Genomic DNA, 17,637 nt, shown 5'->3' on the forward strand with positions numbered 1-17,637 from the left:
TTTCCGTGTGTGCGTATCTAATCAGCCGTGCACGATCTCGCGGTGCTTCTGCAAACGCTTGCCGAAGGCCTGGCTGACGCGGTCGAAGATGATCGCGATGCCGACGATGGCAAGGCCGTTGAAGATGCCGAGCGTGAAATACTGGTTGGAGATCGCCTTCAGCACCGGCTGGCCGAGGCCCTGAACACCGATCATCGAGGCGATGACCACCATGGCAAGCGCCATCATGATCGTCTGGTTGATACCGGCCATGATCGTGGGCAGCGCCAGCGGCATCTGCACGTTCTTCAGCTTCTGCCAGCTCGACGAGCCGAAGGCGTCTGCCGCTTCCAGCACGTCCTTGTCGACGAGACGAATGCCGAGATTGGTGAGGCGGATCATCGGCGGGATGGCATAGATGACGACGGCGATCAGGCCGGGCACCTTGCCGATGCCGAGCAGCATGACGACCGGGATCAGATACACGAAGCTCGGCATGGTCTGCATGACGTCGAGCACCGGATTGACCACGTTCTGCACGCGATCCGACCGCGACATGATGATGCCCATGGGTATGCCGATGGCGATCGACAGCACGGTACAGACGAAGATCATCGAGACCGTCTTCATCGTATCGTCCCACATGTCGAAATAGCCGATGAGCAGCAGTGTGGCGACCGTGCCGGCGACGATCTTCCAGTTGCGGCTTGCAAACCAGGCGATGGCGGCGATCAGCAGAATGATGATCGGCCAAGGCGTCTTGGTCATAAAACGCTCGGACCAGATCAGGAAGTGCTGCAGCGGCACGAAGATCGATTCGATACCGTCGCCATAGGCGCGGGTGAACCCGCGGAACGTCTCGTCGATGCCCTTTTTGAGGTCACGCAAGGTGTCCGCATTCATAGTGGGAAATTTCGTAAACCAGTCCATGTCGATCCCCTTCCGGCTCCGTCCGGTCTTGCGCCGGTTTGATGAGCCAACCCTGAAGCATGCCGAGGGAAAGGGCGCTGCGATTTGCGCCAAAGGCATGCGCTAAAACGAAGGCAAAGGGCGGCGCGCCCAGGACGCGCCGCCCAAATGCTTAATCAGGCGATCAGAGAGCAGCCTTGATCTTTTCGGCAGCTTCCGGCGAGACCCAGTCCTTCCAAAGGGCTTCGTTCTCTTCCAGGAAGTGCTTGGCGCCATCGTCGCCGCTTGCCTGGTTGTCGGTCATCCAGGCCATCAGCTTGTTGACCGTGTCGTTCGACCAGGCGCGCTTGTTGAGGTAGCCCATGACGTCTTCGCCGGCCCGCTCGGAGAAGCCCTTGGTGACGAGCGTCTGGACCTTGTCCTTCGGCCAGTCGTTCTTCTTGGGGTCTGCGCAGTCGGCAACGGTGTTGCAGCGCTTCCACTCGGCGGCGTCATAGGGAACGCCATGCTCGAGCTTCACCATCTCGTACTTGCCGAGAAGCGCCGTCGGGGCCCAGTAGTAACCGACCCATCCTTCCTTGCGCTCGTAGGCCTTGGCAATCGAGCCGTCGAGGCCGGCAGCCGAGCCCGTGTCGACGAGCGTGAAGTTCGCCGCTTCGCCGCCATAGGCCTTGTAGAGCTGGCCGGTCACGACCGTGCCGCCCCAGCCCTGCGGGCCGTTGTGCACGGCGCCCTTCGACTTGTCTTCCGGATCCGGGAAGAGTTCCGGATGCTTCAGAGCGTCCTCGATCGTCTTGATCTCCGGGTTGGCGTCCACGATGTACTTCGGGACCCACCAGCCCTGAACGGCGCCATCGGACAGCGCCACGGCGGCGCCGATAAGCTTGCCTTCCTCAATGCCGCGGTTGACGACGTCGGGCAGCAGGTCGACCCAGCCTTCCGGCGCCAGATCCGGCTCGCCCTTTTCGATCATCGAGGTGATGGTCGGAACCGTGTCGCCGACGATGACCTCGGCGTTGCAGCCATAGCCTTCGGTCAGGATGAACTTGTCGAGTGCGGCGAGCACTTCGGCGCTCTGCCAGTTCATGCTGGCGATGGTCACGTCGCCGCATTCGGCGCGCGCCGCGCCCGTCATGGCCAGAAGGCCAGCGACGAGGCAGGTGGAAGCAAGAAGATGTTTCATATCCGTTCCCTCATGTCGACGGTGTCATTGTGCCGTTCGAGCCCCGCTGCACCGTCGCCGCCAGGCCCGTGATCGTTAGCGAATGCGGAGAAGCCCCCCTGAGGAGGCCTCGGATTCCGCGATACCGCACCCTCGACTTTTGCAGGTGCAGGGTCGAATGCCGGTACGAATGCGTCTGCGATTGACCCCAATGCGTCATGGACCCATCAAATCCGCAAGACCGCCCCGACTTTATCCAAGACCGGGAGCACGGGGGCAATGGTATGATACAATTCAGCTTTTTCAACCCGCAAAACAAAAGGCCGGCAAAAGCCGGCCTTTTCTCATTGCGTCATGATCTGAACGCTCAGGCGTCGCGCCGGCCCTGGATGACATGCACCCGGCCACCGACCTTGACGCGTTCGTAGAGGTCGATCACGTCATGGTTCAGCATGCGCACGCAGCCGCTCGACATGGCCTGGCCGATCGACCACGGCTGGTTGGTGCCATGGATGCGGAACATGGTGTCGTTGCCGTTCTGGTAGAGGTAGATGGCGCGCGCACCGAGCGGATTGTTCGGGCCGCCTTCGAGGCCGCCGGCATATTTCAGGTTCTTCTTCGGGTCCCGGCGGATCATGTTCGGCGTCGGCGTCCAGGTCGGCCATTCCGCCTTGCGGCCGATGTAAGCGCTGCCCGCCAGCGAATAGCCCTGCCGGCCGACGCCGATGCCGTAGCGCATCGCACGGCCATCGCCGAGCACGTAATAAAGCCGGCGCGCCGGCGTATCGACGACGATGGTGCCGGCGGCGTGATCGGTGCTGTAGGCGACTTCCTGGCGGCGCAGTTCCGGCTTGATCTTGTCGAGCGCCATCGCCTTCAGCGGATGTTTCTCCTCCAGCCGATCGCCGTAATTGGCGCGGTCGCTGGTGCCGTTGGTCGCGCAGCCTGCAAGCAGTGCAGATGCGCCGAGCAGGAATCCGCGGCGGGAGATCGACATGGTTAAAGCCCCTTTAAGATCAGTCCTCAGGGCCGAGAATTATGCGGTTATGGTTAATCGAGGGTTAAGGAGCGCGCTGCGGTTGCAGGAACGATTAAGACCCATGGCAACAAAAAGGCCGCCCCGAAGGGCGGCCTTTTCGATTTGGACGCGGTATCCGTCTCACATATTCGGATAGACCGGCCCCTCACCACCCTGCGGCGGCACCCAGTTGATGTTCTGGTTGGGGTCCTTGATGTCGCAGGTCTTGCAGTGCACGCAGTTCTGCGCGTTGATGATGAAGACGTCCTTGCCGTCCTTCTCCACCCATTCATAGACACCCGCGGGACAGTAGCGCGTCGACGGACCGGCATAGATATCCAGTTCCGACGTCTTCTGCAGTTCCGGGTTCTTCACCTGCAGATGGATCGGCTGGTCTTCCTCGTGGTTGGTGTTCGACAGGAACACCGAGGACAGGCGGTCGAAGGTGAGCACGCCGTCCGGCTTCGGATAGTCGATCCGCTTGTGCTTGGCCGCCGGTTCGAGTGACTGCGCGTCCGTCTTGCCGTGTTTCAGCGTGCCGAAGATCGAGAAGCCGAACAGCGTGTTCGTCCACATGTCGAGGCCGCCAAGGGCGACACCGATTGCCGTGCCGAACTTCGACCACAGCGGCTTGATGTTGCGCACCTTCCTGAGGTCCGAGCCGATGGCGCTGTCGCGCCAGCCCTGTTCGATCTCGATCGGCTCGTCATTGGCGCGGCCGTTGGCAATCGCATCCGCCAGCTTTTCGGCGGCGAGGATGCCGGACAGCACCGCATTGTGGCTGCCCTTGATACGCGGCACGTTGACGAAGCCGGCCGAGCAACCGATCAGCGCGCCACCCGGGAACGAGAGCTTCGGCACCGACTGGTAGCCGCCCTCGGTGATAGCGCGGGCGCCATAGGAAAGACGCTTGCCGCCCTCGAAGGTGCCCCGGATCGCCGGATGCGTCTTGAAACGCTGGAATTCCTCGAAGGGGAAGAGATAGGGGTTCTTGTAGTTGAGGTGCACCACGAAGCCGACGGCGACCATGTTGTCTTCGAGATGGTACAGGAACGAACCGCCACCGGTCTTCATGCCGAGCGGCCAGCCGAAGGAGTGCTGCACGAGACCCAGCTTGTGGTTCTCCGGCTTCACCTGCCAGAGTTCCTTAAGGCCGATGCCGAACTTTTGCGGCTCGCGATCCTTCTGGAGATCGAACCTCTGGATCAGCTGCTTGGCGAGCGAGCCGCGCACGCCCTCCGAGATCAGCGTGTATTTGCCGATGAGCGCCATGCCGCGCGTATAGTTCGGGCCGGGCTCGCCATTGCGCTCGATGCCCATGTCGCCGGTCGCGACGCCGATGACGGCACCTTCGTCGTTGTAGAGCACTTCGGAGGCGGCAAAGCCCGGATAGATCTCGACGCCGAGTTCTTCCGCCTTGGTCGCGAGCCACCGACAGACATTGCCGAGCGAGACGATGTAGTTGCCGTGGTTGTTCATCAGTGGCGGCATGGCAAAGTTCGGCAGGCGCACCGAGCCGGCCGGGCCGAGCAGCAGGAAGTGGTCGTCTTTCACCTCGGTCTTGAAGGGATGGCTGTCGTCCTCGCGCCAGTCGGGCAGCAGGCGGTCGATGCCGATGGGATCGACGACCGCGCCGGAGAGGATATGCGCGCCGACTTCCGAACCCTTTTCCAGCACCACGACCGTCAAATCCGGATTGACCTGCTTCAGCCGGATCGCAGCCGACAGGCCAGCCGGGCCGGCACCAACGATCACAACGTCGAATTCCATCGACTCGCGTTCGGGGAGTTCCATTTCTTCGCTCATTGTTCTCTCCACCCGCAACCCCTCAAAAGCCGCGGAAAATCCCTCAGGGTCGATCCTGTCATGACAAATAGCGGAAATCTTGTCGAGCCGTTCTGCGACAGACTTTCCGGCTTTTGCGCATGACCTCATGACAGCGCCGAAAGTTTATTGACTAATACGTAAACGTCAATCGATCGTCGGATGCTCGCCACACGCTCGCTTGATTCCGATACCGCGCGGGGCTAGGCATTCGACAGCAGCCACCGGGAGAGGATCGTCACCCATGTCCGAGATTATCCGATCGCTCCAGCACGACTTGAACGAATTCGGCGCGAATCTTCACTTTATCGGAAGCGATACGTTGAGGGGCCGGCACCCCGGCGAGCATCCCGACAATTTTGGCGCCGGTGTCATGGCGCAGCCGGCAACGCCGGAGGCGGCGGCGGTCATCGTGCGCTGGTGCGTGGACAACAATGTGCCTGTCGTGCCGCAGGGCGGACGCACCGGGCTCGTCGGCGGCGGCATCAGCCGGCCGGGCGACCTGATCGTCTCGACCGCGAAGCTCAACCGGATCGAGGCGATCGATCCGCTCGCCCGTACCGCGACCGTCGGCGCCGGCGTGACCTTGCAGGCCTTGCAAGAGGCGGCAGCGGAATTCGGCCTGACGCCCGGCATCGACCTTGCCGCGCGCGGCACCGCCACGATCGGCGGCATGATCGCCACCAATGCCGGCGGCATCCTTGCCTTCCGCAACGGCGTTATGCGCCATCAGGTGCTCGGCATCGAGGCCGTCATGCCGGATGGCAGCCTTGTCAGCGACCTCACGCGCGTGCTGAAGGTGAGCGCCGGGCCTGACATCAAGCAGCTGCTCATCGGCTCGGAGGGTGCCTACGGCCTCGTCACCCGCGCCGTCGTGAAGCTCGAAAGCTTCAACCCGCAGCGCGCCACGGCGCTTGTCGGCGTTCAGGATGCCGCTTCCGCGCTTGCCCTTGTCGGCCATTTCCGGGCGCAGCCGGCCTTGCAACTCGAAGGCGCCGAGCTGATGTGGCGCAATTTCTTCCTCGACAGCGCGCGGGAACGTAGCTTCGACGTGGACTGGCTGGAGGACGAGACCCCGGCTGTTCTGCTGATGGAGGTTTCTGCGGCGAGCGAGGAAGATGCCCGAAGCGCGCTGGAAGACGGTCTCGCCGCGCTCTGGGAGGAACATAGCCTTACGAGCGGCATCGTCGCCGCCTCGCTGGATCAGGCGCGACGCTTCTGGGCGCTGCGCGAGGAAAGCGACTTTATATACCGCGTCCAGCCGGGCGCGCCCTCCTTCGACGTTTCCGCGCCGCCAGGTGCATTGGACGCCTATGTTGCCGGCCTCAAGGCGCGGCTGAAAGCCGTCGATGCGGGTTTCGATGCCTATGTCTATGGTCATATCGCCGACGGCAACCTGCATATTTCCGTGATCGGCGATGGTGTGACCGCCGCAAGCGTCAAAGAGCCGATCGAGGATGCCGTCTATACCGGCGTCGCGGAGGCCGGTGGCAGCTTTTCCGCCGAACATGGGGTGGGAACGGAGAAGCGCCGTGCCTATCTGACCTTCGGCAATCCGGCCCGCCGGGCGGTCGCACAGGCGATCAAGGCGGCGCTCGACCCGAAAAACCTCTTCAATCCGGGCAAGGTGCCGTACGGCGCCTGACAGCCCGACCGTCAAAGGATAAGTCCCATGGATCTCGGCATCGCCGGCAAGCGCGCCCTCGTTCTCGCCTCCTCCCGCGGCCTCGGCAAGGGCATTGCCGTGGCGCTCGCCCGCGAGGGCGCGCATGTGCTGCTCTGCGGCCGCAGTAGCGAAACGCTCGCCGCCAATTGCGCGGCGATCAATGCGGAAGGTTTTGGTCGCGCTGACTGGGTGCAGGCGGATCTCGGCGATGAAAATTTTGTCGAGACCGTTGTCGCCGCCGTTGCCGAAAAACTCGGTGGCATCGACATCCTCGTCAACAATTCCGGCGGACCGACGCCCGGCTCCACCGAGGACATGAGCGAAGAAAAGCTTCTCACCTATTTCCACTCCATGGTGCTGCGTCTCATCACGCTCACCAACCGGCTGCTGCCCGGCATGAAGGAACAGCGCTGGGGCCGCATTCTCACCGTCGCCTCCTCCGGCGTGATCGAGCCGATCTCCGGCCTCGCGCTTTCCAACACGCTGCGCCCGGCCCTTGCCGGCTGGTCGAAGACGCTAGCGACGGAAGTCGCGCAATACGGCATCACCAGCAACATGCTGCTGCCCGGCAGCATCTTCACCGACCGGCTGAAGAGCCTGGACGCCGCCGCCGCCGAGCGCAGCGGCAGGAGCGTGGACGACGTGAAGGCCGCCTCGGAAAAGGCGATCCCCGCCCGCCGCTACGGCACCGTCGAGGAATTCGCCGCCACCGCCGCCTTCCTGTGCAGCGGCCCGGCGAGCTACGTCACCGGCAGTCTGGTGCGCTGCGACGGCGGCGCGGCACATTCGGTCTGAACCTCCATCCGGCGGGCCATCCCTTGGCCCGCCGCTTTTACAAGGGCAAACGGGCTTCCACCCTTGCCATTCCCCCTCGCCTGTGGCATCTCGCGCCCTCTTCATTCCAGAGCGCATCTGATGCGCCCTTTCGCGCGGCGCCATTTGCGCCGCTTCAACACATTCCGATAGATGACAGGGGCACGGCGATGGCACGGGCACTCGGGCTTGACTTTGGCACGACGAACACGGTTCTCGCGCTCGCTTCCGGCGGCAGCGAAACGCAATCCATGCATTTTACCAGCAGTGTCGGCGAGACCGATACGATGCGCACCGCACTCTCCTTCATGAAGGATCCGGTGGTCGGCGCGCAGGCCTTGAAGGTGGAAGCCGGACAGGCAGCAATCCGCCAGTTCATCGACAATCCCGGCGACTGTCGTTTTCTCCAGTCGATCAAGACCTTTGCGGCGAGCGCCCTCTTCCAGGGCACGCTGGTCTTCGCCCGCCGGCACACCTTCGACGACCTGATGGAAGTGTTCCTGCGCCGGCTGAAAGCCTATGCCGGAGAAGCATGGCCGGGCGAGGTTTCGCGCCTCGTCGCCGGCCGCCCGGTGCAGTTCGCCGGTGCGAGCCCGGATCCCAATCTCGCACTCGAACGCTACAATGAGGCACTGACCCGGCTCGGCTTTCCGGAAATCCACTATGTCTATGAGCCTGTCGCTGCGGCCTACTATTTCGCGCAGACACTGAAGAGCGACGCCACCGTTCTCGTCGCCGACTTCGGCGGCGGCACGACCGACTATTCGCTGATCCGTTTCGAGCGGCAGGCCGGCCGGCTGACGGCGACGCCGATCGGTCATTCGGGCGTCGGCATCGCGGGCGACCATTTCGATTCCCGCATGATCGAGCATCTCGTCGCGCCGGAAATCGGCAAGGGTTCGCACTTCAAGAGCTTCGACAAGGTGCTGGAAGTGCCCTCGGGCTACTACGCCAATTTCGCGCGCTGGAACCAGCTGTCCATCTTCAAGACGACGCGCGAATTCGCCGACCTCAAGTCGCTCGTGCGTTCGGCGCTGGAACCGGAAAAGCTGGAATTGTTTATCGATCTGGTCGAGCACGACGAGGGTTATCCGCTCTATCAGTCGATTTCAGCCACCAAGATGGCCTTGTCAGGCGCGGAAGAAGCCGAGTTCGACTTCAAGCCTCTCGGCGCCGCCGGCCGCAAGACGGTGAAGCGCTCGGATTTCGAAACGTGGATCGCGCCGGACCTTGCCCGCATCGAGGGTGCACTGGATGAGGTGCTGGAAAAGACGAACACGCCGCCCGACGGCATCGACAAGGTGTTCCTGACCGGCGGGACCTCCTTCGTGCCGGCGGTGCGCCGGATTTTCACCAACCGCTTCGATGCCGGCAAGATCGAGACCGGCGGCGAACTGCTCTCCATCGCCCATGGCCTGGCGCTGATCGGCGAAAGCGACGACGTGGCGCAATGGGCGGCGTGACGGCGGCGCTTTCCTCTGGCGACCGGCTTCGCTAAGGTAGCACCATGACCGCGGCCAACGACCTTCATCCCGAGCAGCTTCGTTCGCTCCTGCATTTCTATGCGGATGCGGGCGTGGAATGGCTGCTGGAGGAAGAAGCGGTCAATCGCATCGCCGAATTCGAGGCGATGCGTGCGGCGCGGGGCGCGCCCGCACAACGGGAGGCGGCACCGGTTCAGCAGGCCGCGCGGCAGGCGCCCGTTCGGCAGGAGCAGCATCGGGCCGCGGCCCCCGCCCCCATGCCAAATGTCGCGATCCCGGACAGCCAGGCGATTGCCGAGGCCGAGTTCGCGGCAAGCAGCGCTCGTTCGCTGGACGAGCTGCGCACGGCTATGGAAAGCTTCAACGGCTGCAACCTGAAGGCCAGCGCCCGCTGCCTCATCTTTGCGGAGGGCAATGCCAAGCCATCCGTCATGGTGATCGGCGCCATGCCGAATGCCGATGACGACCGCGACGGCCAGCCCTTTTCCGGGCGGCAGGGCGCCCTGCTCGATCGCATGCTCGCCGGTATCGGCCTTGCGCGTGCCGATCTGCTCATCACCAACATCGTGCCGTGGCGACCACCGGGCAATCGCCCGCCGTCGCAACGCGAAGCGGATATCTGCCGGCCTTTCATCGAGCGCCAGATCGCGCTTGCCGAGCCGAATCAGCTGCTCGTTCTCGGCAATTTCGCCGCCCGATTCCTGTTCCGCTCCAACGATACGATCCACCAACTGCGCGGCGCATGGCAGGAAATCGAGATTTCCGGCCGTAAAGTGCCGGCTTTTGCGACACTGCACCCGCAGGATTTGGCAACGGCACCGATCAGCAAGCGGCTCGCCTGGCAGGACCTGCTCGCTTTTCGTGCAGGGCTGCGTGGCTAGGGCACAGACGCACACACAATATTTTCAATAGCTTGCGCTATTGAACCACAAAGCGGCGCGCAGAATCGCCGCAAATCTGCCTTCAGCATGAACAAAATGTTTCAACAGCCATGCGAATTACACATATCTGCCGGGCAGAATGTCGCATTGCAAAAACTATGTTGCGTCGCAATATATCAACACGGGAGGACAGGATTTAAGGAAACGACCCATGACCGCCCGCTTTCGGCCCATTCATTCGAGCTTTGAGACGCTCCGCCACACCGGTCGCCGCGCCGGCCACGGCTTCGGCATCGCCGCTCCGGCCAATGAGCAACTCACGGCCACCGGCTTCGCCCGCATCATCCGCCCCGTCCAACTCTACGCCGACTTCATCCAGCGTTGAGCCGTCCACCGGCAGATATGCCCGTGCGCACACAAACCACCAGGAGCAGACCATGGCCGCCTTTCGCAAGCTGATTTCAGACATTGCCGACATTCGCGCCGCCGTGAACGCCGCCCGGGAATATTCCGTGCTGGCCTCGCTGCCGCGCGATGCCGCCCAGCGCCGCGACCCACTCAAGGCCTTCCTGCCCAACTGAGCAGGCTTTGACCACGGCGCGCGCCGTGGTATGATCTTGATCGTGAGGAGGTGAGACGCCTTTCCTCCGGTGGAGACCGGGCCGAAGCCCGATCTCCGTTTCTTAGCTGATCGTCAGGGTGAACCGCCAAGTCCTGAACCTGATCGTCAGCGTAAGCCGGATTTTCAAACGTCTCACCTCCTTTCTTATGCCGGGAATGCAACCGGCACACCTTCATAACACAACCCTTCCGGGAATTCCCGGCCCCTCCAAAATTCTTCTTGGATTACGCCAGCCGCTGTCGCTGTGGACAGGGCACGGTTCCCGCAATAGAGCGACATTCGATAAACGAATGCCCCTCTCCCCGGAGCTCCCATGCTGGCGACCCTCGTCTCCATTTTCAGCCTCATGCTGTCCACGCTGCTGATGATGGTAGCCTTCGGGCTTCAAAGCTATGTCGTGCCGGTGCGCGCCGTGGCCGAGGGCTGGTCGACGCAGACGATCTCGATGATCGCGACAGGTTATACGATCGGCTTCACGCTCTCCTGCATTGTGACGCCGAAATTCGTGCTGCTCGTCGGCCATGTGCGCGTTTTCGTGGCGCTGATTACGCTGCTTTCTATCGGCATTCTGCTCTGCGCTATCGTCGTGGACTGGCGGGCCTGGATGCTGTTCCGGGCAATCTCCGGCTTTGCCATTTCCGGCAGCTATCTCATCATCGAAAGCTGGCTGAACGAACGCGTGACCAACGAGAACCGCGGCTCGGTCTTCTCCATCTACCTCATCACGACGATGGTCGGCACGATTGGCGGGCAATATCTCGTGCCGCTCGGTGATCCCTCCAACACCTCGCTCTTCATCGTCTGCGGCATCATCTTTTCGATCGCGCTCATGCCGACGGCGCTCACATCCTCGCCGCTGCCCGCGCCGCCGACGCAGGCCCGCTTCAACGTGCACGCCCTCTATCGCCGTTCGCCGGTGGCGGTGGTCGGCGCCTTCCTGGCGGGGGCGCTGTCCGGGGCATGGCTCAATCTTGGCGGCGTCTTCACCCAGCGAACCGGGCTTTCCACCGCCGAGGGTGCGACGCTTCTCGCCTCCGTGCTCATCGGCAGCGCCATCTCGCAAATCCCGATCGGCCGCGCCTCCGACCGTATGGACCGGCGCCTCGTCATGGTCGCCTGCGGTATCGTCGGCACGGTCTCGTGCCTTGCAATGGCCCTCGTCGCGGGCGGCCCGCCGGTCGTGCTCTACATCGCCGCCGCCTGCGTCGGCTCGGTGATCTTCCCGATCTATGCGCTGAACGTCGCGCATGCCAACGACCGGGCGCAGCCGGACGAGTATGTCGAAGTGTCCTCCGGCATGATGATCGTCTATGGCGTCGGCACCATTTCCGGCCCGATCGTCGTCGGCCCGATCATGGACCGCTTCGGCCCCGGTTCGCTCTTCGTGGTTCTCGCCGTCTATTTCGCGCTCTACGGGGCTTATGCCGCCTGGCGCATCAGCCGGCGCGAGGCCAATGACGGACTGGTCAGCAAGACGGATTTTCAAGCCATGGCCGCCCAGCCGCTCGGCGCCGATGCTGCGGCCGCGGCATTGCAGCCCGATGCGATAAGCGAAGAACGCGTCGAAGACACGACGACACCGGAATGGCGCTAAATTCGCGCAATTCCGGACGCAAAACCGCTTCGCACTTTTGCTGGAATTGCTTTAGCCCTGAGGCAGCTTGTGGCGCAGTTCGGCCCGGCGCTTCAAATCCAGCCGATGCTCGCGGAAAATCACGAAAATGCCAGCGCTGACGACGATGGCTGTGCCGACAAGCATGGCGCCGGTCGGCACGTCGCCGAACAGGAAGTAGCCGATGATGAGTCCGAGCACGATCGAGGTATATTCGAAGGGTGCGATGGTGGAGACGTCCGCGTAACGGTAGCTTGAGGTCAGCAGAAGCTGTGCGATACCGCCGCAGAAGCCAGCCAGCGCCATCAGGCCGAGCGACGGCCAGCTAAGCGCGATCCAGCCGAAAGGCAGCGTCGCGAGCGAGAAGATCGAGGCGAAAAGCGAGAAATAGAGCACGATGGTCGGCGTGCGCTCGGTCTGCACCAGCTTGCGCACCAGAACCATGGCGCAGGAGCCAAGCACGGCAAAAGCCATCATGGCGAGTGCCCCCATCGCCTCGGAGGAACCGAAGCCGCCCTCGCGGAACAGCGTGAGCCGCGGCCAACTGATAATGCCGACGCCTGCAAGGCCGATCAGCACGGCCGTCCAACGATAGACGCCCACCCGCTCCTTGAGGAAGATGGCGGCGATGACGACCGTGACCAACGGCAGGGCATAGCCGAGCGCGATCGATTCCGGCAGCGGCAGGTGGATAAGGCCGTAAAAGCCGAAGCCCATCGAAAGGATGCCGACGAAGCCGCGCTTGAAATGGCCGAAAATGTCGTCCGTACGGAAGGCATCCCGCAACTGGCCGTGGGCGGCGAGAAAAACCAGGATCGGCACCATAGCGAAGGCGGAGCGCAGGAAGGTGATCTGCCCCGCCGGAAGCTCCTTGCCGGCCGCCTTGATGAGCGTCGACATGCACAGAAAGACCACCACCGAGGCGACCTTAAGAGAAATCCCCTTCATGGGATCGGAAGACTGCGTATCCATGGGGAACTCGTCACGACCGGAAGGCCATGGCATAAGGCGTTGAAGAAGACCAGAGAACCGATCCAGAGATCTGCGAGTCTAGCGGGATTGGCCGCCGGATGCCAGCGGCGATCTCTCATCGTCTTTTACACCAAGTGAAAATAACCTCAGGAATAAAGCGGACCAGGCAGTCTCCGCTCCTGAAGTTGTCCGAGACAATTCAGGAGCGGAATCTTTTTACAAGCTCGATGGTTCCGCGATGGGATCAGAGGAGGAAATCCCCACCGGAAAACTTGATGGAAGCATCAAAGCGGAGACTGAAATCCGCTTTTCCATCCCCGTTGACATCACCGTGCACGAAAGTGTCGCCATTTTTTATTTCGTATCGGAGTTCACCGAACTTCTTCGTAAATGCAGAATTGCCAATGAACGCAAACTTTTGATCGCCGGCCGTCTTCGTATCGGCATCAAGTGTGCGAAGATCAATTTTGTCGCCTTCCTTGGCCGAGAAATCGAAGATAGTATCTCGCGTGGACGTAGCGCCCCCGGAATCCTTCAAGGTTTTGAAGACAAAGCGGTCGGCACCGGCGCCTCCGTAGAGATCGTCAGCGCCGGCGCCTCCGACAAGCAGGTCATCTGCCTCGCCGCCCTTGAGAACGTCGTCTCCAGCCATTCCGGTCAAGACATCTTTTCCGCCACCGCCGCTCAGGACGTTGGCGGCGCCGTTGCCGGTCAGCGTATCGGCATAAGCCGAGCCCGTGATATTCTCGATATTCTTGATCTTGTCCGCACCGCCGAGGCCCGCGGCGACGAAATAGCCGTCGGCATCCTTGGCACCGGAGAGGTTGAGCATCACACCAGTCGATTTTGTCGACGTCAATGCGCGATAGGAAACGGTATCCACGCCGCTGCCGCCGTCCAAAACATCGGCCGCGCTACCCGCGCCGCCATCGATGACGTCGTTTCCGGCACCGCCGCTCAGGGTGTTGGCGGCACTGTTGCCCGTAAGGATATCGGCGTAGGAGCCAGCAATGACGTTTTCAATTCCCAAAAGCTGATCGATGCCGATACCCGCCGCATCCGCTGCGAGAGTGGATCTTGCTTGATTGCTAGTTGCATACAGGTTCACAGTGATAGAGGATTTAGCGCTGGTATATTTGATCGTGTCGATACCGGAGCCACCGATATAGCGGTCGTTGCCCGCACCGTCGCCGCCGACGATAAGGTCGTCACCGGCGCCTGCATCCACGTAGTCGTTGCCGGAACCCGCTTTGATTTCGTTGCTGGCAGCGCTGCCGACAATCGTGTCGTTCCCGCTGCCGCCCACGACGTCCTCGATGGAAATCAGGGTGTCGACACCGTCGCCGACAGATTGACCGGCCGAAAGATCGATATCCAGGTCAGCTTTGACACTGGAATAGTTCGCCAGGTCGTCGCCGGATCCTCCGTTCAGCCTGTCATTGCCCGCGCCACCGAAAAACGCGTCGGCGCCGGTTCCTCCATTCATGAAGTCATTGCCTTTGGCACCGTTCAATGTGTCGTTGCCGGTGCCGCCGTCGAGCAAGTCATTGCCCTTCCCGCCGTCGAGCACGTCGTTTCCGCCGGCTCCGTCGAGATGGTCGGTCTCGTCGCCCCCCTCGATCACTTCGGCAGTTTCGTCACCGATGATCTCCATACCGCGGATCACGACATCCACGGTCTGATCCGCAAACTGCAGTTTGTTCACGTCGATGATCGTGTCGGTGCCTTCCGTGCCGATATTATCCCGAACGGAAAACCTATTGTACGTTATCTCGACAATCGAATAGTTGGCGTAGTTGCCCGAATAGACCGCCACATCTCCACCATCGCCGCCATCGAAGTAGTCGTTGCCGGCTCCTCCCTTGAACGTATCGTTTCCTTCGCCCGCGACGAACCTGTCCGCTTTGGCCCCGGCGAAAAACGAGTTGTCTCCTTTGCCGCCGGTGTAATTGACCGAACCGAGCGTAACAGCCGAAGCATTGACGACATGGTTGTCGCCATAGGCCGTGTTCTCTCCGTCGATGGTCAGCGTAACGATGCCCTGAAAATTCGAATCGACGACAAAGAGTTCGGAAAAATAGTTCAGTCCAAGCAGCCTCCAGACCTCAAAGCCGGATATGCTGGCCAAGCGACCGAAACTGGCCGTTTCGAAAGTGATCGTGTCTGCGCCGGCGCCACCGGCGACGGAGGAATCGTCACCGAGCGCATTGGTCAGCACGACATTGTCGTCGCCGGCACCCATGTCGATGATCTTGCCGGCGCCGATAAACTGATCGTTACCGTCTTCGCCGTAAAACTCCCCTGCAGAGGAGACCCCGATAATCGTGTCGTTGCCTGCACCGCCATAGACAATCTGCTTCAGAGACTGCAACGGCGTCCCGTATCCATTGCGAGTAACGTCTATGTCCGCGACTATGTAGTCGTCACCCTCCCCGCCATATATCGTATTACTCCCAAAATCTTTGTTGACCTCGTTTGAATTGGTCTGGCCGCCGTAAATGACATCATTTCCCGATCCGCCGTAAATGACATCGTCGCCACCCCCGCCGAAAATAGTGTCGTTGCCAGCTTTTCCATCAATGGTGTCATTTCCGCCACGTCCATTGATACTGTCGCCGCCACTGCTTCCCGTGAGCGTGTCGTTACCTTCACCACCGTTAATCGTCGCCATTCCAATCCCTCGCCCTCAACTCAGCGTTGGAACACTTACAACTTCGTACGCAAAACTTCCATCCCCGAAGACTCAATGGTTTTGTCCCCGATCCGGATGTCCTGCCAGCGGAACAAAATTGTGAATGGGGGTTCTATGGAAATGAGATGTTAAGCGAATAAGCATATCTTTTCGCGGAATTCGGGGGCAGACCGCCTTTTTACAGGTGTCACGTTGTACGGAAACGGGACAGCCAGCGGCGGCATAGAGCAGGACATATCCATGCGGACAGAGAACGGCCAGATCATCCACCTGGCGGACTATCGCCAGACTGACTTCGTTCTCGAGCGCGTCGACCTGACCTTCGAACTGGACCCGACGGAGACCAAGGTCGAGGCCCGGCTGATCTTCCACCGCCGCGAAGGCGTCGATGCGAATGCCCCGCTGGTGCTCGACGGCGACGAACTCGTCATGACCGGCCTGCTCTTCGACCAGATCGAAATGGACGCGGCGCGCTACGACGCGACGCCCGACAGCCTGACGATCCGCGACCTGCCCGCGACCGAGCCCTTCGAGATCACCATCACCACCATGATCAATCCCGAGGCCAACACCCAGCTGATGGGCCTCTATCGCTCGAACGGCATCTACTGCACGCAATGCGAGGCCGAGGGCTTCCGCCGCATCACCTATTTCCCCGACCGGCCGGACGTTCTGGCCGTCTATACGGTCAATATCATCGCCGACAAGGCAAGCTGCCCCCTCCTCCTGTCCAACGGCAATTTCCTCGGCGGCGCCGGTTATGGCGAAGGCAAGCATTTTGCCGCCTGGTTCGACCCGCATCCGAAGCCGTCCTATCTCTTCGCACTGGTCGCCGGTGATCTCGGTGTCGTCGAAGACACGTTCGCGACTATGTCGGAGCGTGAAGTCACGCTGAAGATCTATGTCGAGCACGGCAAGGAGGCGCGCGCGGCCTATGCGATGGATGCGCTGAAGCGCTCCATGAAGTGGGACGAAGAGGTGTTCGGCCGCGAATACGACCTCGACATCTTCATGATCGTCGCCGTCTCCGACTTCAACATGGGCGCCATGGAGAACAAGGGGCTCAACGTCTTCAACGACAAATACGTGCTGGCCGACCCGGAAACCGCGACCGACCAGGACTACGCGAATATCGAGGCGATCATCGCCCACGAATATTTTCACAACTGGACCGGCAACCGCGTCACCTGCCGCGACTGGTTCCAGCTGTGCCTGAAGGAAGGCCTGACGGTCTATCGCGACCACGAGTTCTCCGCCGACCAGCGCTCGCGCGCCGTCAAGCGCATCGCCGAGGTGCGGCACCTGAAGTCGGAGCAGTTCCCGGAGGATGCCGGCCCGCTCGCCCATCCGGTGCGCCCGACGAAATACCGCGAAATCAACAACTTCTACACGACGACCGTCTATGAAAAAGGCTCCGAGGTGACGCGTATGATCGCGACCATCGTCGGCCGGGACGGTTTCAAGAAGGGCATGGACCTCTACTTCGAACGTCATGACGGCGATGCCGCGACGATCGAGGATTTCGTGAAATGCTTCGAGGAGGCAAACGGCATCGACCTCGGCCAGTTCTCGCGCTGGTATCATCAGGCCGGCACGCCGCTCATCAGCGTCTCCTCCGGCTATGACCAGGCGAAGGGCGAATTCACGCTGTCGCTCGAACAGATGATCCCGCCGACGCCCGGCCAGAGCACCAAGGAGCCGATGCACATTCCGCTGCGCTTCGGCCTGATCCTTGCCGACGGCTCGGAAGCAAAGCCCATCTCGGTCAGCGGTGCCGACATCACCGGCGACGTGCTGCATCTGAAGGAGCGCCGCCAGACCGTGACCTTCTCCGGCATCGCCTCGCGCCCGGTTGTTTCGCTGAACCGCAGCTTCTCGGCGCCGATCAACCTGCATTTCGAGCAAGCGCCCGATGATCTCGCCCAGATCGCCGGTAACGACAGCGATCTCTTCTCCCGCTGGCAGGCGCTGAACGATCTTGCTCTGCCGAACCTCGTGGACGC

At 61.7% G+C, this 17,637-nt stretch carries 14 protein-coding genes; 8 read left to right on the forward strand and 6 right to left on the reverse strand.

The window, feature by feature from the left end; genetic code table 11:
- Nucleotides 1-21 precede the first annotated feature (21 nt).
- The 4 genes from ACOZK4_RS11950 to ACOZK4_RS11965 all read right to left on the reverse strand — a co-directional run bounded on the left by ACOZK4_RS11950 (nucleotide 22) and on the right by ACOZK4_RS11965 (nucleotide 4,874).
- On the reverse strand, nucleotides 22-909 hold the full coding sequence (locus tag ACOZK4_RS11950) for a proline/glycine betaine ABC transporter permease (protein ID WP_313522760.1): 888 nt from the start codon (nucleotides 907-909) through the stop codon (nucleotides 22-24).
- A gap of 163 nt (nucleotides 910-1,072) precedes the next feature.
- On the reverse strand, nucleotides 1,073-2,071 hold the full coding sequence (locus ACOZK4_RS11955) for an ABC transporter substrate-binding protein (RefSeq protein ID WP_313522762.1): 999 nt from the start codon (nucleotides 2,069-2,071) through the stop codon (nucleotides 1,073-1,075).
- 346 nt (nucleotides 2,072-2,417) lie between these two features.
- Nucleotides 2,418-3,047 carry a L,D-transpeptidase gene (locus tag ACOZK4_RS11960; protein WP_313522764.1) on the reverse strand — a complete coding sequence of 210 codons (630 nt, stop codon included), beginning with the start codon at nucleotides 3,045-3,047 and terminating at the stop codon, nucleotides 2,418-2,420.
- 162 nt (nucleotides 3,048-3,209) lie between these two features.
- A complete protein-coding gene (locus ACOZK4_RS11965) occupies nucleotides 3,210-4,874 on the reverse strand; it encodes an electron transfer flavoprotein-ubiquinone oxidoreductase (protein ID WP_421592070.1) in 1,665 nt (554 codons plus the stop codon).
- Nucleotides 4,875-5,136: 262 nt separating this feature from the next.
- Between ACOZK4_RS11965 and ACOZK4_RS11970 the strand changes: the two genes are divergently transcribed.
- From ACOZK4_RS11970 to ACOZK4_RS12000, 7 genes are all read left to right on the forward strand, one after another.
- On the forward strand, nucleotides 5,137-6,537 hold the full coding sequence (locus tag ACOZK4_RS11970) for an FAD-binding oxidoreductase (RefSeq protein ID WP_421592071.1): 1,401 nt from the start codon (nucleotides 5,137-5,139) through the stop codon (nucleotides 6,535-6,537).
- A gap of 27 nt (nucleotides 6,538-6,564) precedes the next feature.
- Nucleotides 6,565-7,353, forward strand: a complete 789-nt coding sequence (locus ACOZK4_RS11975) for an SDR family oxidoreductase (protein WP_313522770.1) — start codon at nucleotides 6,565-6,567, stop codon at nucleotides 7,351-7,353.
- Nucleotides 7,354-7,541: 188 nt separating this feature from the next.
- The gene (locus ACOZK4_RS11980) at nucleotides 7,542-8,834 is read left to right on the forward strand and encodes an Hsp70 family protein (RefSeq protein WP_421592072.1); all 1,293 of its coding nucleotides are present in this window, start codon (nucleotides 7,542-7,544) and stop codon (nucleotides 8,832-8,834) included.
- 44 nt (nucleotides 8,835-8,878) lie between these two features.
- Nucleotides 8,879-9,736: a uracil-DNA glycosylase gene (locus ACOZK4_RS11985; RefSeq protein WP_421592073.1), complete on the forward strand. Its 858-nt coding sequence runs from the start codon at nucleotides 8,879-8,881 to the stop codon at nucleotides 9,734-9,736.
- Nucleotides 9,737-9,947: 211 nt separating this feature from the next.
- Nucleotides 9,948-10,121 carry a hypothetical protein gene (locus tag ACOZK4_RS11990; RefSeq protein WP_244760394.1) on the forward strand — a complete coding sequence of 58 codons (174 nt, stop codon included), beginning with the start codon at nucleotides 9,948-9,950 and terminating at the stop codon, nucleotides 10,119-10,121.
- A gap of 52 nt (nucleotides 10,122-10,173) precedes the next feature.
- Nucleotides 10,174-10,317, forward strand: coding sequence for a hypothetical protein (locus ACOZK4_RS11995; RefSeq protein WP_158565446.1), 144 nt, complete (start codon nucleotides 10,174-10,176; stop codon nucleotides 10,315-10,317).
- A 354-nt stretch (nucleotides 10,318-10,671) separates the two neighbouring features.
- A complete protein-coding gene (locus ACOZK4_RS12000) occupies nucleotides 10,672-11,952 on the forward strand; it encodes an MFS transporter (RefSeq protein ID WP_421592074.1) in 1,281 nt (426 codons plus the stop codon).
- 51 nt (nucleotides 11,953-12,003) lie between these two features.
- Here ACOZK4_RS12000 and ACOZK4_RS12005 read toward each other — a convergent pair whose 3' ends face one another.
- A complete protein-coding gene (locus ACOZK4_RS12005; RefSeq protein WP_421592075.1) occupies nucleotides 12,004-12,942 on the reverse strand; it encodes a DMT family transporter in 939 nt (312 codons plus the stop codon).
- A gap of 244 nt (nucleotides 12,943-13,186) precedes the next feature.
- On the reverse strand, nucleotides 13,187-15,613 hold the full coding sequence (locus ACOZK4_RS12010; RefSeq protein ID WP_421592076.1) for a calcium-binding protein: 2,427 nt from the start codon (nucleotides 15,611-15,613) through the stop codon (nucleotides 13,187-13,189).
- A gap of 261 nt (nucleotides 15,614-15,874) precedes the next feature.
- On the opposite strand from ACOZK4_RS12010, the gene pepN reads away from it, so the two are divergent.
- On the forward strand, nucleotides 15,875-17,637 hold a 1,763-nt coding region (gene pepN / locus ACOZK4_RS12015), incomplete at its 3' end, for an aminopeptidase N (protein WP_421592077.1).

This window comes from Shinella sp. M27 (assembly GCF_049199905.1).
Taxonomy (GTDB): domain Bacteria; phylum Pseudomonadota; class Alphaproteobacteria; order Rhizobiales; family Rhizobiaceae; genus Shinella.